This window comes from Chryseosolibacter histidinae (genome assembly GCF_018598225.1).
Lineage (GTDB): Bacteria > Bacteroidota > Bacteroidia > Cytophagales > Cyclobacteriaceae > Chryseosolibacter > Chryseosolibacter histidini.
Genome location: NZ_JAHESF010000028.1, coordinates 25706 through 47084 on the forward strand (window position 1 = coordinate 25706; position 21379 = coordinate 47084).

A 21379-nucleotide genomic window follows, 5' to 3' on the forward strand; every position below is an offset into this window, starting at 1 on the left:
AAAGTTTCCATGCACCGAAGTTTACCGCTATCATTCCGTGCGTTGCCATTGCTTTTGATGGTCATCGCATCATTCCAGGTGGCTGCCCAAAACTACGCCGGCCATAACTGGTATTTTGGTAACAGCAACCTGGCCATACGGTTCAACCGCGCTGACAACCTGCCAACCCTCCTGAACAACAAGGCCATACCTTTTGGAACGGGCGGAAGCGCCGTGGCTACCGATCCCGTCAACGGCAACCTGCTCTTCTACACCGATGGTGCTAACATCTATGACGCCACGCATCTCCTGATGCCTGCGGGCGGGGGCCTTACCGCCAACACTGCCGGCAACCAGCCTGTTGCCATCGCGAAGGCGCCCGGGCAGAAAACACAGTACTATGTGTTTATGAACTCGGCGAATTACACCACGGGAGGCACGGTCTCCTACCGGGTCGTTGACATGGCATTGTTCGGCAACGCTGTGTTCCCAAGACCCGCGCTGGGTGACGCCACCGGAGGCAATGTTGCCATTGCAGGATTAACCGGCAGATCGGAGGCCATGATCACCATCCCGCACGCGAATGGAGAAGACTTCTGGCTCATCACCCATGCCAACGGAGCACCCGACTATATCGTAACACCGTTTACCGCCACCGGCCCCGGAACCTCGATTGCCATCACCAACCTGGGCCTCATCGATGTGGCCGCCAACTTCGCCTACCATCCTGCTTCGGGCCGCATAGCCGTCTCACCGCAGGAAGATACGCGCGACATCGAGATCCTCAGATTCAATAATGCCACCGGCGCGCTCACCTTCGGGCAAACCGTGCTGAACACCGCCGTGCAAAGCACCGGACCGCAGGCCATCTACGACGTGGAGTGGAGCAATAATGGCCAGTATCTTTATGTATCGAGACATGGCGAGGCCGGCATCCAGGCAGACGTAATGCAGTATGACCTTTCCAGCAACTTCTCAACACTGACGTCGGTGCTACCTCCCCCGACGCCTCCAGCCACACCCATTTTCAGGAGCTACGGACTACAGATGGGGCCTGACAGCGTCATCTACCATCTTTACCAGGCTGCATCCGGCGGCCCATTTTTGCTGGGCGCGCTGACCAACACAGACACCGTGGCCAGCGAAGTGAACTATGACCCCAGCGCTTTCACCGCCAATCCGAACTTCAACGGCACACAGTTCTCTACATTTGCGCCGAAAGACACCGTTAAGCTTACCGTCAGCTTCACGTCGCAGGGAACTTGCTCCGGCGCACCTACTTCATTCTTCCCCACCGTTTCACCCGGAGCAGACAGCCTCGTGTGGGACTTTGGCGATGGCAGCGGCTCCAACGCCTGGAGTCCCGTATATGCTTACCAGGATGGCGGCGCCTATAACGTACGCGTCAGGGCCTACCTGAAAGGTGATACCGCCAGCTTCACCCAGACCGTGAACATCACCCAGTTCGACCTTCAGCTCAACCTGGTGCAGGATACTACCGCCTGCGTGTGCGAGCTGCCCGTGAACAACGGAAAGCCTACTGCTAACCCTTCGGTGACCTGTCCTAACGACACCAGCGACGACATGCAGGTAACGGTGCAGGCACAGGGTGGATCACCTACATTCCAGTGGTTCGGCCCCGGAGGTATGCTGACAGGTCAGACCACAGCCACCCTCAGGCCGGATTCCGCCGGCTACTATTACGTGGTGGCCACCATGGCGGGATGCTCGGCGTACGCGGGGGTGAATATCAAGGAATACGATTCGCTCGACCAGCGTGCCAACATCTGGTACTTTGGGCAGAATGCAGGCATCGACTTCAACGGACTGCCGGACGACCCGGCGGTAGCCATTACCGGTCCGCTGAATACACCCGAAGGCACGGCCGTGATCAGCGACCGCAACGGTCAGGTGATCTTTTCGACCGATGGCCAGAAGATCTACGATAAAGACGATAACGAAATTGTTTTACCCGCTCCCGGTCTCGGCGGCGAGAACCAGTCAACACAATCATCACTAATCATCCCCGTGCCGGGCGATGAAACGTTGTATTATATCTTCACCACGCAGCAGGTAGACGATGTGGCGCCGTACGAGCTCCGTTATTCGCTGTTCGACTTAAAGCTCAACAACGGACAGGGCGGCCTGCGACAGTTCAATCAGCTTTTATTCTCCGGAAGCACCGAGCGCATCACAGGTAACGACAACTGGCTCATCGCCCACGAATATGGCAACAACTCATTCCGCGCCTACCGCATCGGTCAGGACGGCATCGGCAACCCCGTAGTCTCTGCTATCGGCTCAGACCACCAGACAAGCATTGCCGAACAGGGACAGGGATACATGGAGCTGGGCGCACAGAACCGCCTCGCGGTAGCACTGTCAACACCCGGCGTTTCAAACGTAGTGGAGATCTTCGATTTCATTGACTCAACGGGCGTGGTCACAAACTTCAGAACCGCCGACCTGAAAAGCCCCACCGGCCAGGTATACGGCCTGGAGATCTCTCCCGGGGGAAATAAACTTTTTGCAACGCTCAGCAACGCAGGCTCACAGATGTATGAGTTTGCATTCGATACGCTGGGCATACCCCACCTGAAACAACAGGTGAGCCACACAGGAGAGCTTGGCGCGATGCAGATCGGTCCCGACGGACAGATCTATGTGGCCATCAACGGAAGTTCGAGCCTCGGCACCTTCACCGCCAATGAAGATACCACGCAGCTGTCTGCCATCACAACACTGCAGCCTTTTGCACTGGCAGGGGGCACGCAAAGCCTGAAAGGTTTGCCGAACTTCACCCAGATCATCTCCAACCCTACGCAAACCCCCGGCTTCAGCTTCACAGGACTTTGTTTGGGTGACTCGACACAATTCTCCGCCACCGGTAAAGATGCAGCCATCGACAAGTTCGACTGGTTCTTCGGCGACGGCCAGGCGCAGGCTGATGGAGGGGCGCAGATAGCCCACCTCTATTCGGCGCCAGGGACCTATACGGTGAACGTGCGGATCTACAACAAGTGCGAGGAAGTGGGAACCTTCACAGAAACCGTGATCATCAACGATGTTCCGCCCGATCCATCCCGCGGCGTGGCACTCTGTACGGGAGGTGCAGTGCTCGATGCCAACCCCACCGACCTGCCAGACCTGACATACGAGTGGGATGATGGCCAGACGACAGAAACGATCACAGCCAATGTTCAGGGAAACTATCTCGTAACAGTGACCGACAAGAATGGATGTTCTACAGACGGAACCTTCCTGGCCGTGGATAACCGTCCGCGGGTGCAGTTCGGTCCAGACCCTACCATCTGTCAGAACGTTCCCATCGCACCGCTCAATGCACAGAATCCGGGCGCTACCTATGCCTGGGAACTGAACGACGCTGCCAATGGAAACGTGGCACAGACTCAATCGGTGAATACTTCAGCACCAGGTGTGTTCGAGTACAAGGTAACGATCACAGATCCGGTCACAACCTGCTTCGCCATCGATTCGATCACGTATACCATCAACCCGTCACCGGTGTTCACAGCTACAGGAAGCACGATTGCCTGCGGCGCCACCAACGGACAGATCGGTTTGAACATCACAGCACCGGCTACAAGCCTGTTCAGTTACTTCGTCACAGGACCCTCTACGGTTTCTGATACAGACAGAAGTGTAGGGGCGATCACGTTGACAAGTCCACCGAACGCTTTTGCTGCCGGCACCTATGGTGTCTCAGTGAGCGACCAGGTTTCAGGCTGCGCCACCACTACAACGGTGAGCATCATCAACAATGCGTTCACGGTAAATCCGGTGACACCTACTGCCACCTGCGATCCTATCCGGTTGAATGTTACTGTGAACCCTACACCTGGGCCTTTGGTTTTCCCGTTAACCTATCGGGTGATCGACAATGCTAACCCCGGTACTCCGGCGGAGACAGGTACTACCGCTACCGCTAATTTCCAGACGACTGCTGCATTGCCCAGCAACAACCGCCAGTACGTGGTTGAGGTGAGAGACAATGGAGGCTGCCTGGCCACAAGCAGCGCGGTAACCGTGAATGAAGCTGCAACCGTACAGCCCACGTTCACAACCAATACCTGCACCAATCCCATTTCATTAACGGCGAATGGTGGTACAGGCTGGATGTGGACCGGGCCGGGTATAAGCCCTACCGCCACGCAAACGGTACAGATCCTCAATGCACCGCAGGGATTGCAAACCTATAACGTGAGGATCACCGATGCCACGCTTTGTGCGCTGGATACTTTCCTTACGGTGAATGTAGAAAACAACGTTACAGCAACCATCACGCCTACTGACCCGTGCGCCAACCAGGTAACCCTGACGGCTGCACCGGCGGGTAATTACACCTATCGCTGGTATAGAAACGGCACCATGCTTCCCGGGGGTGGTGGCCGTCAGATCGTGATCGGCACAGCTGACAACGGCGCCCAATACAGAGTGGAAGTGGTCAGCACGTTATCGGGCTGCGTCTTCCCATCAACTCCCGTAACCGCCAATGTAGCGGGTAACGTCACCGTTGACATTACGTCCACAACACCTTGCGAGGGATCGCCTTTCACGCTTACAGCAACCACCACACCAGCCACCGGCGCCGCCATGCAGTGGGCACTGAATGGCACGGTGATCCCCGGCCAGACAACCACTACCCTGATCGATACGCGCGCAGGCAACTATGTGGCTACCGCTACTATTTCGGGGTGTTCTGTGACCGATGCCTTCAACATTGTGCTGGCACCGGTAACGGCGGGACTGCTGAACGACACGGGCATCATCTGTCCCGATCCGGCAAACCCTGACATCACCACACGCGAAGTGGTGCTGAACCCCGGAGCGAATTTCACAAGCTACGACTGGTTCAAGGAAGAGGTATCCATCGGCGTTACAACACAGACCTACACCGCTACTGAAGCGGGGCTCTATTCCGTGAACCTCATCAACTCATACGGGTGCCCCAGCTCGGACAAAACAGAGCTGATGGAAGAATGTGATCCGCGCCTCACAGGTCCTAATGCTTTCAGGCCTTCGAGCACCGTGAGCGAAGCCGGTGAGTTCAGCAACCGCGACTTCAAGCTCTTCAGCTTCTTTATCGCGGATACTGACTTTCAAGTGTTCATCTTTAACCGGTGGGGAGAGATGGTCTACCAGTCGAATGAAAGGCTTTTCCGCTGGAATGGAGGCTATAACAATAACCTGGGTCAGCCACTGCCACCTGGCACCTATACGTATGTGGTGCGCTTCAAAAGCTCTTACAGGCCTGAAGAAGGCATCCAGGAAAGACGCGGCGGCGTGGTATTGCTCCGGTAAGCGTGCAAACGGCCTGGCCGCAGAAAGTCGCCTGATACCACAGGCGACTTTTTTATTGTATTTTCACGATGTGTGCGCGGGCACACAGAGATTATTTCCTAATTATGTCTCTCCAAAATCTCCAAACCATATGAAAAAAGTTTACACCATCCTGTTCCTGTTTGCCTTGACGGGATTCACGGGCAGGTTCAACCAGGCCGACCCGAAAACGGTGAGCATCGTTCCTAAACCAGTATCGGTATCGGTGGGCAGCGGCAGCAAAAAATGGAGCGGCAACGTTGTGGTTGTTGCCCGTTCAAAAGACGAGAAGCAGGTTGCTACCATCCTGCAGGAATTACTTCAGACCAAAAAGCTGAAGGCGTCCGTGAAAGATAAATCCTCCGACAAAAATAAGATCGTGCTTTCCACCGTCAACGATCCGGCGCTGGGCAAGGAAGGTTACAAGCTCTCGGTAAATGACAACGGCGCTGTGATCCAGGCCAACTCAGGCGCAGGATTGTTTTACGGAACACAAAGCCTGCTGCAGCTCTTCACGGGTACAGAAACACCTTTTGTTGAGATCACCGATTATCCGCGCTTTGCCTATCGCGGCCTTCATCTCGATGTGGGCAGACACATGTTCCCTCCTGCCTTCATCAAAAAATACATCGACCTGCTGGCACACCACAAGATGAACCGTTTTCATTGGCACCTCACCGAAGACCAGGGTTGGCGCATCGAGATCAAAAAGTATCCGAAGCTTCAGGAAGTTGCTGCCTACAGAAAAGAGACTGTGATAGGTCACGCCGCTACCCGCACAAGAGGAGAAAAGAAACAGTATGACGGCCAGCGTTATGGTGGATACTATACACAGGAAGAGGTGAAAGACATTGTGAAGTACGCTGCCGACAGGCACGTGACCGTGATCCCCGAGATAGAATTGCCGGGACACGCCCAGGCCGCACTGGCCGCCTACCCGAACCTCGGCTGCACCGGTGGCCCCTATGAAACCGCTACAACGTGGGGTGTTTTCAATGACGTATTCTGCGCCGGAAAAGAAGAGACCTTCACCTTCCTGCAGGATGTGTTCAACGAAGTGCTGCCATTGTTCCCCAGCACCTATATCCACATCGGTGGTGACGAGTGCCCCAAAACACGCTGGAAGGAATGCCCGCATTGCCAGAAGCGAATGGAGACCGAAAAGCTGAAAGACACCCACGAGCTGCAGAGCTACTTCATTCAGCGCATGGAAAAATATTTGAACAGCAAAGGACGCCAGATCATCGGCTGGGATGAGATCCTCGAAGGAGGACTGGCACCCAACGCCACCGTGATGAGCTGGCGAGGCGAGGAAGGCGGTATCGCGGCAGCACGCCAGAACCATGACGTGATCATGACGCCCGGCAACTGGTGCTACTTCGATCACTACCAGGACACCACCAAAAAAGAGCCGCTTGCCATTGGCGGATACACCACCGTGAAGGAAGTATACGGCTACGAACCCGTTCCGCCGCAGCTGAATGAGACTGAAGCCAAACACGTACTGGGCGCGCAAGGCAACGTCTGGACCGAGTATATGAAAACCTCGAACTACGTTGAGTACATGGTGTACCCACGTGCCTCAGCGATGGCTGAAGTGGTTTGGTCGCCCAAAGAAAGCCGTAACTATGACGACTTCGTGCAACGTATGAAGACCCACGTTAAACGCCTGGAAGAATGGGGCGTGAATTATGCGAAGCACATCGAGAAGGAATTCTGAGATAGTTACCAGTTAAAAGTTTAAGGTTTAAAGTTGAGAGGCAATCCGGGCAGACGGATTGCTTCTTTGTTTTCGCAGATATTTCATAATTTAGGAGATTAAAATGAACCGAATATGAAACCTGCTTTCAAACCGCTTTACGTTTTATGTCTTTCGCTTGCAGCCCTGGGCTTTGTGATCACGGCTTCGGGCTTTCAGCTCATTAAAACCACACTCAACCTCACTGTACGTGACGAGCTGGGAAACACCGTACAGGGTGCTAATGTCAAGCTGTTCGAAACAGAAGAAGATTACACAGCCGAAAAGAACGTGGCTGCGGAAGGTGTCACTGACGCAAAAGGTATCCTGAAGCTGAAGGACCTGAAAGCCATCCCCTACTTTGTGATGGTGAAGAAAGACGATAAAGACAATGTGGGTGGCGGCGAACAAACCGGCAAGCTCGAAGCCAAAAAGATCAACAAGGTGACCATCGTCATCCAGTAATAAATTTCATTACGCAACCGTTTTTTGATGTTCACGCGCGAAAAGCTCATCGAGGCTTTGCATCGTTATCATTCTGACTTTTCGGAGGAGCGTGACTTCCGGGAAGCTTTTCTCACGCTGCTGCAGCACCCGCGCTGCTTTTTCAGGGATCATATGCCTGGTCATATTACCGCCTCGGCGTGGATCATCGACGAGCAGGCGGAATTTATCCTACTCACCTTACACGCAAAGCTCAACCGGTGGCTGCAGCCCGGAGGTCATGCTGATGGCGATGAGGACGTGCTTGCGGTGGCCTTGCGGGAAGTTGAAGAAGAAACGGGGCTCAAAGGAGTGAAACCTCTCCAAGAATCGGTTTTCGACATCGACGTCCATACCATCCCTGCCCGGAAAGATTTTCCCGAGCACCTGCATTACGATGTACGGTTTCTCTTCAGGGCATCGCGTGAAGAACCGCTCATCATCACATCAGAGTCGCATGCGCTGGCATGGAAACATGTTTCCGATCTCCCGCGGGTCACGGCCAACAATGATTCCATGCTCAGGATGGCAGCAAAAGTGAAGAAGTTATTTTGATGCTACCAGCAAAGTGCCGAAAGCGATCACCGCGATCCAGAATTTGTACGGCGAAATAATGGGTATCGCCACCCATCCAACCTGCATCATCACAGTCAGCAGCACCAGGATCACAGCGATAGCTTTGAGGATAGACCTTGTTTTGTTACTCATGGGGTAAATTAGATTTTAGATGTGAGATATGAGATTAAAAAATTTGGTTACAGCGTATCAATAGCCATGACCTTCAGGTCGAGGGCTTCTGGTTTATTTATTAAGCTGCAGCACATAGATCATAGGCCAGAATTTGCCGGTGACCAGCAGTAGCTTGGTCGTTGGGTGATACGCGATGCCGTTCAGTACGTCCGACTGGGGGTTGCGCATCTTCGCATCGCGTGTGAGCGTGCTCAGGTCCAGTTTTCCCACCACCTTTCCCGTGGCCGGATCGATCTTCACAATATTATTCGTCTCCCAGATGTTGGCCATGATAAAACCTTCCACATACTCCAGCTCGTTCAGCATCTTCACCGGTCCGTAGTTATCGGTTACTGACAATGTCTTCACGGGTTTGAGGCTCAGGGTATCGAGGAATCTCAGCTTGTCGGTGCCGTCGCTCATGATGAGATGCTCGCCGTTGTGGGTAATGCCCCAGCCTTCGGTATCGTAATTGAACTCGCTGAGCTTTTTGAACGTGTGGAGATCGTAGATGAAACCTACCTTCGACTGCCATGTCAGCTGGTAGATCTTATTGTTGAGAATGGTGATGCCTTCGCCGAAATAAGCATCGTCCAGCACAACCTTCTTGTCGGGTTTGCCGGTATTGATGTCTACGATGCCGATCCACGATTGCTTCTGGCCGGTGCTTTCATACAGTTTTCCGTTGTGGATCACAAGACCCTGCACGAAGGCCCGGGGATCATGCGCCCACTGGGTTCTTACGGTGTAGTTCATGAGCAATGGATCTTTCGCGGGAGGTGTTTCCTTCGACTTCTCTTTTCCGCAGGCAATCATCAGGACTATCAGCAGGGGGAGGAAATGAGTGGCAGATTTCAAGTTTTAAGTTTAAAGTTAAAAATTTCTGTTCCAGGAACTCCGGCCCAAAGTTAACAGTTTCCACGTAATTTCAGATTTATGCCCGGCACACAATCGTAGACCTAAAATCACATCCCGATAGTTATCGTGGCTGCAATTTTCTTCTTTACCTTGCATCGTCGTTAAGCCTGGCTCAGTGCCGGGGCGTCAGACAATTGTGCACATGGCCGAGATCGGAAAAGACATTCAAAAAGCAAAACATCTCCTGGAACAAGGCGAGCTCGTGGCCATTCCGACTGAGACTGTCTACGGGCTCGCGGGAAATGCCTTGAATAATCATGCCGTGGTCGGGATCTTTCAGGCAAAGGCAAGGCCGCACTTCGATCCGCTGATCGTGCATGTACCTTCGGTTGCAGCGGCCCGTCAATATGTGGAAAACTTTCCGCCGCAGGCTGTACAGCTCGCAGAAAAATTCTGGCCCGGTCCCCTCACATTGCTGCTGAAAAGAAAAACCATCATTCCTGACCTTGTCACGTCTGGCCTGGACACCGTAGGTATACGTTGCCCGAACCATGCGCTCACCCATGAGCTGCTGAAGTCGCTGGCGTTTCCGCTGGCGGCACCCAGCGCCAATCCTTTCGGCTATGTGAGTCCCACCACACCACAGCACGTCAATGAACAGCTTGGTGACAGGATAGCATATATCCTCGATGGCGGCCCCTGCGAAGTGGGCATCGAGTCTACCATTCTCGGGTTCGAGCACAATGCACCAGTGATCTACAGAATGGGCGGACTGGGCATTGAAGCGCTCGAGCGCATTGCCGGCAAAGTCACCGTTCAGGCGCACTCAACGTCAAATCCCAAGGCACCGGGACAGCTCAAAAGCCACTATGCCCCCGGCAAACGTGTCATCCTGGGCGATATAGACGAGTTGCTGCAGCAGCACGCATCACATGCCACCGGTCTTCTCACCTTTCAGAAGAACTACCATCACCCGCACCAGGTAGTGCTCTCCCCTGACGGCTCCCTGGAGGAAGCAGCACGTAATCTTTTTGCCGCCTTACGCACACTCGACAAAATGCCCGTCGATGTGATCCTCGCAGAGCTCGTACTCGACACCGGCCTCGGCAAAGCGATCAATGACAGGTTGAGAAGAGCAGCCGCCGAATAGGTACGAAGTACGATCTACGAGGTACGAAGTCGGTCCCCGATCGAAGACACCCTTCTCCTTACTCCTTACTCCTGGCTCCTTACTCCTTTTTTTAACTATCTTTCGATTGATAAACCAAAAACAGAATGGAGAAAGTGAAAAAAGTGCTGGTCCTGACAGGTGGTGGCGATTGCCCGGGGTTGAACGCCGTGATCCGTGGCATTGCCAAGCGGGCGCGAAGGGAAAAGGGCTGGGAAGTTTACGGAAGCATCGAGGCTTTTAACGGCGTGTTCAATGAACCGCAGGAGATCATCAAGCTCACCAGCAAACGCACCGCGGGGATCCACATCAAAGGCGGCACCATTCTTAAGACCACCAACAAATCCAATCCTATAAAATTTCCGGTAACACAACCGGATGGCACCGTCAAGTTCATCGACCGCTCCGATGAGCTGGTAAAAAAACTGAAGGCGCTGAAGTTCGACGCGGTGATCAACATTGGCGGAGATGGCTCACAACGCATTTCAAAAGTGCTGCACGATAAAGGTATTCCCGTGATCGGCGTGCCGAAAACCATTGATAACGATCTTTCCGCCACCGATGTCACATTCGGTTTTCAGACGGCGCTGCAGATCGCAACCGACAGCTTCGACAAGCTGGTGACCACCGCAGAAAGTCATCACCGCGTAATGATCATGGAGGTGATGGGCCGCGATGCGGGATGGATCGCCCTGCACACAGCCATTGCCGGCGGCGCCGAAGTGTGTCTCATCCCTGAAATTCCGTATGACATCAGCAAGATCGTAAAACGTATCAACGGACGTTATAAAAAAGGTCGCGGCTTTGTGAACATCGTCGTGGCTGAGGGCGCGAAGACCAAAGAAGGTACCATCACCGCATCCGCCGCCGAGAAAGGCTCGGAGCACGTGCGCCTGGGTGGTGTTGCCTACCAGCTTTCCAAACAGCTGAAAGATGCTGGCTGCAAGGCCGAGATCCGCGAGACGGTGCTGGGTCACGTGCAGCGGGGCGGAAGCCCTATTGCCTTCGATCGCGTGCTCGCATCATTGTTTGGCGTAAAAGCCTTCGAGCTTGTGCTGGAGAAAAAATTCGGACAAATGGTTGCCTTCCGCAACAACGAGTACACCAGCGTTACCCTCGAAGAAGCCACCCGCGATTATCATGTGGTAAGCAAAGACTCTTACATGGTGAGGGCAGCGAAGGGACTGGGCATCAGCTTCGGAGACTAATTTTTGGGCATTGGAAAATGGCATTAGGTCAATAGTCCATGGTATTTAGTATTAATGGTATTAGCAACTACGAATTCCCCGGCCTGTCCGTTGAATCACCACTGCTATGTACTATGGACGATAGACTATCGACTTTCTGATACAAGATGAAATTCAAGCCAAACAGAAAAAGTTATATCAAAGGCACGCTCGCAGCATCGCTGATATTGCCTTTTGTTATTATTTTCTTTACCTGGAGGTCTTTTTTGGAAGGGCCCGCTATGATGGTGCCGCTGTTTTTGCCTTTCGGAATTTTTCTCTGGATCTATTTTGGAACGTATTACATAGTAAGTGGCCATAAGCTCTTCTACCGGTCAGGGTTTCTCCGGGGGCAGATCGATATCAGCAAGATACGGGAGATCATTGTGGGGACGACCGTTTGGACAGGAACAAGGCCCGCTACCGCTACCAATGGCCTGCTGATAAAATTCAATGCTTACGACGAGATCTACATCTCCCCTGAAAGCAATGATGCGCTGGTCGATGCATTGACCCAGGTCAACCACCAGATCAAAGTAACAAGTAACAACACCCGACCATGACCATCACCGCCACGATCAGAAATAGCCATCAGCAAAACGACATTGTTGTGTCGACCAATGGCAACAGTAAAGGAGTTGTTATTCCGGGAAAAGTGGAAGGTGGCTCCTCGGTGAACGGAGGTGAGCTGCTGTTCCTGGCGCTGGCCACCTGTTTTTGCAATGACATTTACAGGGAAGCCGCGCGGAGAAAGATGACCGTTACCGCGGTGGAAGTTACCGTACGAGGACAGTTCGGCAAGGAAGGCGAACCAGCTTCCAATATTACGTACGAGGCAAATGTACAGGCTCCCAAAAGCTCACCGCAGGAAATTGCTGGCCTTATTGCTTACGTCGACGGTGTAGCCGAGGTCCACAACACCCTCAGAAAAGGTGTGAGTGTAACGTTAAAATAAAATAGCTGCCGTTGCTGGTGTGCCGTTGTTGGTGTTCTTCACCAACAACCTGTGCCGTGGTTGGTGTTCTTCACCAACAACCAACAACCCAATAACCGCATTCAACGATCCTACGATCCATACTCCAACAACGTCAACGCCAGGTTCCGGTTATGAACAGGTAGCTCCGGTGTATCCGGTGTGGTGTAATTCTCAACCACCTTAAATCCAAAACCTTTATAGTATTCAATGATCGTCGGGTTCGCCGCCCAGGTATCCATCCGCACAGACTTTAATCCTTTTTCCTTAATGTGATCCAACGACCACTGAAGAATCGATCCAAAAAGTTTCTGACCCTTGAAGGCGGGGTTCACCACAATCCTGTGAAGATAAACAGACTCTCCCCTATCCATCTCGCGCCAGATGATCTTATCGCGATAGGCAACACTGAAGACCATGGCAACCGTGGAGTTGACAACGATCTTGTATTGATTTTTTTCCCGAATGTCTCTGGTAATGGCATCCTTGTCATAGTTTTTCCATACCGGGTAACCTTTCTTTTCCTGATAGCTGATCGAATGTTGAAAGAGCTCATGGATCAGCGGAAGGTCTGCCATTTCTGTGTTGACGATGTGGTGGTTATTCATAAACACCAATATCAACAAATTCAATGAAATGCAAAACCGCTAAGGGCGCAGAGAAACCGCAAAGAACGCGGAGGAATGCAAAACACTCTCTCCTGGCTCTGCGGCCCTCTGCGTATTCTCCGCGACCTCTGCGGTTTGGCTTTCTACTTCAATTCAGCACTCAACGTGATCGTCGCATTCAACGCTTTTGAGATGGGGCAAATACGTTTTGCATTCTCTGCTATTTCGAGGAAGTCAGCCTTCGAGATCTTATCAACCTTTCCGGTGAGCTTCAGCTGGATCTGGGTGATAGCGCCGTCTTCAAATACTACATGGGCTTCGGTGTCGAGCTGTTTGTCCTGGTAGCCGGCCGCGTCGAGCAAAAAGCTCAGCTGCATGGTAAAACATCCTGCGTGCGCCGCCCCGATCAGCTCTTCCGGGTTGGTACCCGCGCCGTTCTCGAACCTCGTTTTGTACGAATACTGTGTTTTGTTCAATACGGTGCTGTCTGTGGTGAGTGATCCAAGGCCATCTTTGCCTGTGCCTTTCCATTGGGCGGAAGCTTTGCGTGTAAATTTCATAGTGATTAAACAATTTGTGTTTTTGATGGCTCAAAGGTGCAGGCTTGGCAATGATAAATCAAATTAATAATATTGTGATCGCATAAGAATTATTTATAATCATGACCTTGCAGCAACTCAAATACATTATTACACTCGACCAGGAAAGGCATTTCGCCCGCGCTGCCGAACTCTGCGCGATCACCCAGCCAGGCCTCACTATCCAGCTGAAAAACCTCGAGGAAGAGATCGGTGTGAAGATCTTCGACCGGTCACGGGTGCCGCTTACCCCCACGCCCATCGGTGAAGAGATCATTGAAAAGGCCAAAAAAGTGCTACGGGAAACGGAGAGCATTCAAAACCTCGTCATCAACAAAAAGAACGACCTGCAGGGCACGTTGAACATCGGCATTATCCCCACGCTCTCGCCTTACCTCGTACCGCTCTTTATCCGCCAGCTGGAGCAAACGCTGCCGAAGATGAAGTTTGTGATCAGGGAGTCGTCAACCGGAGAGCTCATGAACAGCCTGGAGACGGGCAGGATCGATGTGGCCATCATGTCAACACCCACGGGCAATGCTAACCTCAGGGAGTTTCCCTTGTTTCATGAGCCGTTCATCGCCTACCTCCACCCGAACCACCCGGCGCTCAAGGAAAAAACCTATCAGCTGCGGGAACAAGATAAGCTGGAGCTGCTTCTGCTGCAGGAGGAGTATTGCTTCAACGCCCAGCTGCTGGACATCTGCAGCAAGGGAAAAAAGAAGAACCACGAGCGGTTCATGTACGACATCAATTCGATAGAAACCCTGAAGAACCTGGTTCGCGCTTCGCTGGGTTTTGCCGTGGTTCCGTGGCTGTCGGTAATGAGCGAATGGCAAAACGGATTTTGTAAAGTTTTTAAGGAGCCGGTGCCAGTACGGGAGATCAGCCTTGTGGTGAGCGACTCTTTTACGCGGAAATTATTACTCGAAAAATTAAGCGACGTGATCTGGAAAAGTTTGCCGGAAGCCCTGAAAGAGAACAGAAAATACAAACGGATCCGGTGGAATGACTCACCGTACTTTATGAAGGTTGTGGAGGAGTTTAAAGAGGGAAAGAGTCGATAGTCGATGGTCCATAGTCCATGGAAGAGCAGTGCTGCTTCAACTGGCATGCCCTTGCATCTGAGTGGCTGCCACTGGGAATAGAACACAGATGTTGCCGCTTTACACAAATGCCATGGACCATCGACCATGGACTATGGACACTGGGCCAGCACAATCGATTTCGGAAAAAAGGGCAATCATCTGTTTATCAGTAGGGATGATTTCTTAAATTCGTCCCCGTTCTAACAACAACCAGTATTCATGAAAACCATACGCGACATCAACTTCAAAGGGAAACGTGCATTGATCCGGGTCGATTTTAATGTACCGCTCGACAAAAGCTTCAAGGTTACCGACGACAACAGGATCAGGGCTACTATTCCCACGCTGACGAAGATCCTCAATGATGGCGGGAGCTGCATTCTGATGTCTCACCTGGGCAGACCTAAAGAAGGCCCTGAAGAAAAATATTCACTGAAACATACCATTTCCACCACCGAAAGCCTGCTGGGCAAAAAAGTGCAGTTCGCTGCAGACTGCATCGGCGACGAAGCGAAGACCAAGGCTGCCAATTTGAAACCGGGAGAAGTGCTGTTGCTGGAGAACCTGCGTTTTTATAAAGAAGAGGAGAAAGGCGACCTCGCGTTTGCCGACAAGCTTTCAAAGCTCGGAGATGTTTACGTGAACGACGCTTTTGGAACCGCGCACCGTGCCCATGCCTCCACTACCATTGTGGCCCAGTTCTTCAAAGAGAAGTGCGCCGGACTGGTAATGGCCGCGGAGCTTGACAATGCTAAAAAGGTAATGGAGAATGCGGAGAAACCGTTTACCGCGATCATGGGCGGCGCCAAGATCTCTGACAAAATACTGATCATCGAAAAACTGCTCGACAAAGTAAACCACCTGATCATCGGCGGTGGCATGGCTTACACTTTCTTCAAGGCGCTGGGCGGAAACACAGGCAAGTCGCTGGTGGAAGAAGACAAGCTCGACCTGGCCAAGGAACTCATTCAGAAAGCCAAGGCAAAAGGTGTTGAGCTTCACCTGCCCATGGATTCGGTAATAGCAGACAAGTTCGATGCACAGGCCAATACCAACATTGCCAACAACAATGCCATTCCTGACGGATGGATGGGACTCGATATCGGTCCGCAGGCATCGCAGGTATTTGCCGACGTGGTCAAACGTTCGAAGACCATTTTGTGGAACGGACCTATGGGTGTATTCGAGATGGAAAAATTTTCAGGCGGAACGAAAAAGATCGCAGAGGCGGTGGTGGATGCTACGAAAAGCGGAGCGTTCTCGTTGATCGGCGGTGGAGACTCTGCGGCTGCAGTAGCCTTGTTCGGCTTTAGTGAAAAGGTAAGTTATGTATCTACCGGTGGCGGCGCGTTACTGGAATACTTCGAGGGTAAAGTGCTTCCTGGTGTTAAAGCACTGGAGTAGAGGGCAGCAACGCTCATTGCATCAGCTGCATACCCATGAGTAGCAAAAACATACAAAGGCCAATTAACATGCTTATGATCTTCCGTTTCATTATCGTAAGTTTTAATATCTGTTATTGTTAAAGTTTCATTCCCACTACATCTGTATCAAAAAAAGGGCCGTCATCAGGCGTAATGACGGCCCAAAAACGGAGTAACTCAATCTAATTGCGCAGATCGATCTGCTCAATTTCCTCAAACCACTTCTTATCCCCTTGGAAGTTTCAGTGCACTTCCCCGGCACGTTACCCTGTTTATTGTTGTGTGCATCCGCTTACGGGCAAATGCAACGTCATTCATTCGTTGTTAAGCTTCAACAGGTGCCTTGCCATTCTTGGCATGTGAAGCTGCTTTTCCAGCGCCCACATATCCTGCAACCTGCTTGGCAAGTTTCCTGGTTTTCTTCTCAATGTTCTTGCGCGTTTTTTTTCCCGACGTTGGTGCTGCAAGCAACCCCGTCACCGCGCCGATAACCGTTCCCAGGAGAAAACCTGTAATGATCTTAGCAGTTGTATTCATTGTGTTAATCGTTTCAGTAGTTAAAAAAATTATAGTGCCAGTTGCCAAGCGCCCGTTCTGAAGCGGCAGAATGGGATGATTTTCAAACAGTTACCTTCTACAATTCGTTGCTTAACCATCGCCAGCTGGGATTTTTTTCCACAGTCCCCGGCAATCGTATGCATGTGTAAGCAGCGGTAACTGGAGCACAAGCAGCAGCCCTATCGTTGTTTTTCAAGCCTCAGAGCGCTCTCCTGCATTTTTTAACGCACACAGGCGCCGGAACAGACAATTATGGCACGGCCTTTCGATATAGTATGGGCAGAAGGAAAATATGTCCAACTAAACAAAACACATTATTATGAAACAGGTATTAGGAAATGTTGCTTTGTTGCTATGTGCGGGAATGATGATGATAGGAATAGCAGAAGCACAAGCACAACGTAGCCCACGGGTAGGATTTAAAGGTGGTCTGAATCTCAGTAATCTATATGTTAATGACGTCGACGACGAAAATGCGCGCATCGGATGGCATGCAGGCGTTTACACACAGCTGTTCTCCAGCGAAGCGTTCGCCATCCAGCCTGAGATCAACTATTCAACAAAGGGTACCGGCGTTACTTTCGTCAACAACCTTAACAACATAGACCACGACGTGAAGTTCAACATCAATTATCTCGACATTCCGATCTTGGCCGTGTTCAAGCTTGGAAGGGCAGCCGAGATCCATGCCGGTCCGTACTGGGCTTATCTGCTAAACGCCAGTATCAGGAACATGGACAACGATCCGAACAACGAGTTTGATGACATCGATCGCGACAACTTCGACCACTGGGATTACGGTCTGGTAGGCGGCATCGGCTTCAACCTCGGCAAGGGCGCACAGCTTGGTGCACGTTATAACTATGGATTGAACAACATTGCCGAATCAGCTGGCGCGAGAAGGTTGCTCGGTAGTTCTAAAAACCAGGTAGCCCAATTGTATCTGTCGTTCAACCTGAACGCAGACGACGACGATGAAGACGGATACAGCAGAGGATATTAACCATCGTGGAAAGAAATGAAAAAAACCTGGTTTACGGACCAGGTTTTTTTTATGTCAGGATCCCTCGCAGAGATCTTGAACTCGGGAAAGTTGCCACCGGCATAGGTGCCGATAGCAGACGGAAATCTTAATACGCCAGGTTCTTCTGCCGCTTCAGAGGCCGGTTCATTCTTCTCAATGCCCTTGTCCGGGCAGGCCTTAGCTTCTTATCAGCTTCTTCATCCTCCTCGATCTGGATCTTGGGGAACAGCAGGCGCATCAACAGATACGAGACAGAAACAAACAATCCGTACGCACAAATCAGGGCCACTACGATCTTCAGTATGTTCATAACCTCAATTATTTAAAAGCTGCTCTGTGAAGACAAAAACTAATGCCAACGGCTGGTAAAGCTTAAAAAACGCATGGTCGCTAATACACGCTGCGGCAAAAACCTCAGGATCAGGTATAAAATTCCCCAGTTCGGCCGCTCTTAAAGGCGCTGACGGAATATTTAAAACCGGCACCGTCAAACCGCCTCCCTTGGCATTACTTTTTGATTTTTAACAGTGTACCAAATATTCATAATCATGAGCGATTTACTTTATGTACTTGCCGTTATCCTCATCATCGGCTGGATCCTGGGCGCTTTCGTGTTCAGCGTCGGTGGATTGATCCACATACTCCTGGTAGTAGCGGTGGTTGCCATCTTGCTGCGATTGATCAGAGGAAGAAGTGTTTAAAACCAGGTAAACAATAAAAAAAGGCTGTCTCAAAAACAGTACGTTCGTTGGGACAAAGCGATATACATCACGAGTGCTATCGTTGTCGCTCCATGTGACCGGCTTGTGAGACAGCTTTTTTACCGTACCCCCTGGCCGTCCGCATAATTATACTATCCTGATATCGGGAAGGTTCTCTAGCTTAACGCCGGCAATCCTGCTTTTTGTATAACCCTTGATTCAACGGCACAAACGTTTTATAGAAATTATCAGCAACTCGTCTGAAACTTGCCGGCACAGTCCACAAAAGGACGTTAATGGTGTTGATTTAAGTGTTTTCAGTTGAGGGATCATGTCCTTTTTTAATGGCAAACAAGAACAAGCATTCACTGAAGGCAGTAGTACGCAAGATCTTTGCGGCATTTTTACTGGTCTCCATTGCCATCGTACTGGCACTGGCCATCGCACGATTCTCTTTCCGCGAGCTGATGAGCACGGTGGATGAGCTTTCAGCACCCAATGAAAAGCTCGCCATCCTCAACAGCGTATTCGAAGAGATCACCATGCTGGATCAGCTGCAGCGGGCAGAAGCGATCAAGAACCCGAACACGCCTTATAATATCTTCCTGGAACAATCCGCGGAGCTCAACACGATGATCGATTCATTAAAAAAGCTCCCGTGGGATACAGCACAGCTCATCCGCCTCAACGAAATGAAAGAGATCCTGTCTGAGCGCAACAAGCTCTTCTTCTCGTACCTGAAAGTAAAGGCAAACCTGCTTGATAACCGTGAATTCTCCGTACAGCTCGATACGCTTGCCGCCATCCTCCAGAATGACAATCTCGCGATAGACACTACGTTGATCACCACGCAAAAAAAGATCACTACCACTTACCTTCGTGATACAGTATCCTTGAAAAAGGGTGACCAGCGGTCGTTCCTGAAAAAACTGTTCAGCCGAAAGAAAGAACAGCAGCCCCTGGATACGCCCAGGATCAAGGTACAGGAAGAGCTAAGCGTGAAAGTAGATACCCTGGCCGTTGCCCGGCAGAACGAGGCCCTGCTGGAGATCGAAAAGATCATGCGTGAAATGGAAAGGGAGCAGCAACAGCAGCAGAAAAAACTCCAGCGCCAGGAGCTCGAGCTCATCCATTCCAACAGCCTCTTCGTGAACCAGCTGCTCAGCATTCTTCACGAGGTGGAACGGGAGGAATTCCAGCAAATGCGCGATAATAACAGTCATGCGGTATCGGTCATGAGCCAGAGCATCAGCCGCACCAACATCCTCATGCTTTGTTTCTTCGTGGCCGCCGCCATTCTGGTTTACCTGATCTGGATAGACATCAGCAGAAGCAATTATTACAAGGAGCAGCTGGAAAAAGCCCGCGATGAGGCGGAAGAGCTGACCAAGATAAAGCAGCGCTTCCTGGCCAACATGAGCCACGAGCTGCGCACACCCCTGCAATCGATCATCGGGTTTGCAGAACAGCTGAAACAGAAAAACACTGCCGCCGCCAAAGAAGAGGCGGAGGCCATCTACAGCTCATCCGAGCACCTGCTCCACATCGTCAACGAAGTGCTCGATTATAGCCGGATCTCTTCGGGTAATTTCACCATGGCCCGCGAGAAATTCAAAGTGATGGCGCTGGTCAGGGAGATCGAAGCAGCCATGCGCATCCAGGCCGATCGCAAACACCTTACCTTTCTGCTCGACCACGAGAAAGCCGCTGAATTTACCCTCACGGGCGATCCGTTCCGTTTACGTCAGATCCTTTACAACCTGATCGGCAACGCAATAAAATTCACCAACCGGGGGTTTATCAAGCTCACCGTTAACACCGTGGACGAAGGCAGCCACGTATCGTGCGCTTTTGAAGTAACCGATTCCGGTATCGGCATTGAAAAGAGTGACCTCGACAGGATCTTCAACCAGTTCGAGCAGGCCAACACGCTGATCGCTAAAAATTACGGCGGCACCGGCCTGGGACTCACCATCGTAAAATCGCTGGTAGACGTACAACACGGGCAACTGGAAGTGACAAGCGAGCCAGGCATCGGGTCCTGCTTCCGCGTGGTGCTGCGTTTCGAAAAAGCGCCGGGTTCCCTTGTTGGTAAGACCGCAAGCGCCAGGACTGCCACCCCCCCTTCATTCAAAGGCAAGGTCATCGTTGTTGATGACGACCCGCTGATCGTCAGGTTGTGTGCCCTTATCCTCAAAAAGAACAAGATCGACTTTTCCACTTTTAACAGCGGCCGTGATCTTCTCGACGTACCACCCGATGCGCAGGCCTCTCACATCTTCCTCGACATACGAATGCCCGACATCAATGGTGTGGACCTGTGTCATTCGCTGCGCAAGCAATATGGAAGCGCTACGAGGTTCATTGCCCTTACAGCCCACGTGCTGCCCGAAGAGCGCGAAAGCCTGCTGAAGGAAGGATTCGATACCATACTTCCCAAGCCCTTCCATGAAAGAGAGCTGCTCGAAGTGCTGAATGTAGCTGCGGCCGGTGAAGAAGAAACTGTTGACGAGCGTCCCAACCTTTCGCAGCTGCGGGAGATGACCCTGGGCGATGAAATGCTTTTTCAGTCAATCGTAGCCCAGTTTGTGGAAGAAACGCTGGATGACCTGGTGCGGGTCAAAGAAAAGCTCAGTGCCGGTAACGAGGCCGCCATGCGGGAGATCATTCACAAAATGTCGGGCAGGTTTGCCCAGCTCGGCATCCGCTCCTTATCAGAAAAGCTGCATGGCATTGAAAGAAAACTCGTGGCAGGCTACAGCATCGACGATCTCGCACCGGAGATCAGCCGCGCCGCCAAAAAAGCAGACGAGATGATCGTGCAGATCAGGCTCACAACGATGGAACAACTGAACTAGTTGCCAGTTGCCGGTTACCAGATAACCAGTTAAGGTAGTCTGAATC

At 51.7% G+C, this 21379-nt stretch carries 19 protein-coding genes; 13 read left to right on the plus strand and 6 right to left on the minus strand.

Features of this window, described 5'->3' with window-relative positions; translation table 11 throughout:
• Positions 1-9 precede the first annotated feature (9 nt).
• The 4 genes from KK083_RS22475 to KK083_RS22490 all read left to right on the plus strand — a co-directional run bounded on the left by KK083_RS22475 (position 10) and on the right by KK083_RS22490 (position 8095).
• Positions 10-5301: a PKD domain-containing protein gene (locus tag KK083_RS22475; protein WP_254167770.1), complete on the plus strand. Its 5292-nt coding sequence runs from the start codon at positions 10-12 to the stop codon at positions 5299-5301.
• 130 nt (positions 5302-5431) lie between these two features.
• Positions 5432-7039: a beta-N-acetylhexosaminidase gene (locus KK083_RS22480; protein WP_254167771.1), complete on the plus strand. Its 1608-nt coding sequence runs from the start codon at positions 5432-5434 to the stop codon at positions 7037-7039.
• Positions 7040-7153: 114 nt separating this feature from the next.
• Positions 7154-7522 (plus strand): carboxypeptidase regulatory-like domain-containing protein, encoded by a 369-nt coding sequence (locus KK083_RS22485; RefSeq protein ID WP_254167772.1) that lies wholly within the window; start codon positions 7154-7156, stop codon positions 7520-7522.
• A gap of 27 nt (positions 7523-7549) precedes the next feature.
• Entirely contained in the window at positions 7550-8095 is a 546-nt protein-coding gene (locus tag KK083_RS22490) for an NUDIX hydrolase (protein WP_254167773.1), read from the plus strand.
• Here the strand turns inward: KK083_RS22490 and KK083_RS22495 are convergent.
• Both KK083_RS22495 and KK083_RS22500 read right to left on the minus strand, forming a co-directional pair.
• A complete protein-coding gene (locus tag KK083_RS22495) occupies positions 8087-8248 on the minus strand; it encodes a hypothetical protein (protein ID WP_254167774.1) in 162 nt (53 codons plus the stop codon). The genes KK083_RS22490 and KK083_RS22495 overlap by 9 nt on opposite strands.
• Before the next feature lie 93 nt (positions 8249-8341).
• Positions 8342-9127 (minus strand): glutaminyl-peptide cyclotransferase, encoded by a 786-nt coding sequence (locus KK083_RS22500; protein ID WP_254167775.1) that lies wholly within the window; start codon positions 9125-9127, stop codon positions 8342-8344.
• A 202-nt stretch (positions 9128-9329) separates the two neighbouring features.
• On the opposite strand from KK083_RS22500, the gene KK083_RS22505 reads away from it, so the two are divergent.
• The 4 genes from KK083_RS22505 to KK083_RS22520 all read left to right on the plus strand — a co-directional run bounded on the left by KK083_RS22505 (position 9330) and on the right by KK083_RS22520 (position 12476).
• Positions 9330-10277, plus strand: a complete 948-nt coding sequence (locus KK083_RS22505) for an L-threonylcarbamoyladenylate synthase (RefSeq protein ID WP_254167777.1) — start codon at positions 9330-9332, stop codon at positions 10275-10277.
• Positions 10278-10411: 134 nt separating this feature from the next.
• A complete protein-coding gene (locus KK083_RS22510; protein ID WP_438834728.1) occupies positions 10412-11503 on the plus strand; it encodes a 6-phosphofructokinase in 1092 nt (363 codons plus the stop codon).
• Positions 11504-11649: 146 nt separating this feature from the next.
• Positions 11650-12084, plus strand: coding sequence for a PH domain-containing protein (locus tag KK083_RS22515; protein WP_254167781.1), 435 nt, complete (start codon positions 11650-11652; stop codon positions 12082-12084).
• Positions 12081-12476, plus strand: a complete 396-nt coding sequence (locus KK083_RS22520; RefSeq protein ID WP_254167783.1) for an OsmC family protein — start codon at positions 12081-12083, stop codon at positions 12474-12476. The genes KK083_RS22515 and KK083_RS22520 overlap by 4 nt, the downstream gene beginning before the upstream one ends.
• Before the next feature lie 110 nt (positions 12477-12586).
• On the opposite strand, the gene KK083_RS22525 is transcribed toward KK083_RS22520, so the two are convergent.
• Together KK083_RS22525 and KK083_RS22530 are read right to left on the minus strand one after the other, a co-directional pair.
• Complete coding sequence (locus tag KK083_RS22525) at positions 12587-13102, minus strand: GNAT family N-acetyltransferase (protein ID WP_254167785.1); 516 nt, start codon at positions 13100-13102, stop codon at positions 12587-12589.
• A gap of 143 nt (positions 13103-13245) precedes the next feature.
• Positions 13246-13662, minus strand: a complete 417-nt coding sequence (locus tag KK083_RS22530) for an OsmC family protein (RefSeq protein WP_254167787.1) — start codon at positions 13660-13662, stop codon at positions 13246-13248.
• 101 nt (positions 13663-13763) lie between these two features.
• Between KK083_RS22530 and KK083_RS22535 the strand changes: the two genes are divergently transcribed.
• Entirely contained in the window at positions 13764-14747 is a 984-nt protein-coding gene (locus KK083_RS22535; protein ID WP_254167789.1) for a LysR family transcriptional regulator, read from the plus strand.
• A 240-nt stretch (positions 14748-14987) separates the two neighbouring features.
• Entirely contained in the window at positions 14988-16172 is a 1185-nt protein-coding gene (locus KK083_RS22540; RefSeq protein WP_254167790.1) for a phosphoglycerate kinase, read from the plus strand.
• Positions 16173-16516: 344 nt separating this feature from the next.
• Here the strand turns inward: KK083_RS22540 and KK083_RS22545 are convergent, their stop codons facing one another.
• A complete protein-coding gene (locus tag KK083_RS22545) occupies positions 16517-16729 on the minus strand; it encodes a YtxH domain-containing protein (protein WP_254167791.1) in 213 nt (70 codons plus the stop codon).
• Between the two features lie 340 nt (positions 16730-17069).
• Between KK083_RS22545 and KK083_RS22550 the strand changes: the two genes are divergently transcribed.
• Entirely contained in the window at positions 17070-17753 is a 684-nt protein-coding gene (locus KK083_RS22550; RefSeq protein ID WP_254167792.1) for a porin family protein, read from the plus strand.
• A 127-nt stretch (positions 17754-17880) separates the two neighbouring features.
• On the opposite strand, the gene KK083_RS22555 is transcribed toward KK083_RS22550, so the two are convergent.
• Entirely contained in the window at positions 17881-18084 is a 204-nt protein-coding gene (locus tag KK083_RS22555; RefSeq protein ID WP_254167793.1) for a hypothetical protein, read from the minus strand.
• Positions 18085-18322: 238 nt separating this feature from the next.
• Here KK083_RS22555 and KK083_RS22560 point away from each other — a divergent pair, with 238 nt between their 5' ends.
• Together KK083_RS22560 and KK083_RS22565 are read left to right on the plus strand one after the other, a co-directional pair.
• Complete coding sequence (locus KK083_RS22560; protein ID WP_254167794.1) at positions 18323-18475, plus strand: lmo0937 family membrane protein; 153 nt, start codon at positions 18323-18325, stop codon at positions 18473-18475.
• Between the two features lie 344 nt (positions 18476-18819).
• Positions 18820-21333, plus strand: coding sequence for a hybrid sensor histidine kinase/response regulator (locus tag KK083_RS22565; protein WP_254167795.1), 2514 nt, complete (start codon positions 18820-18822; stop codon positions 21331-21333).
• Positions 21334-21379: the final 46 nt, after the last annotated feature.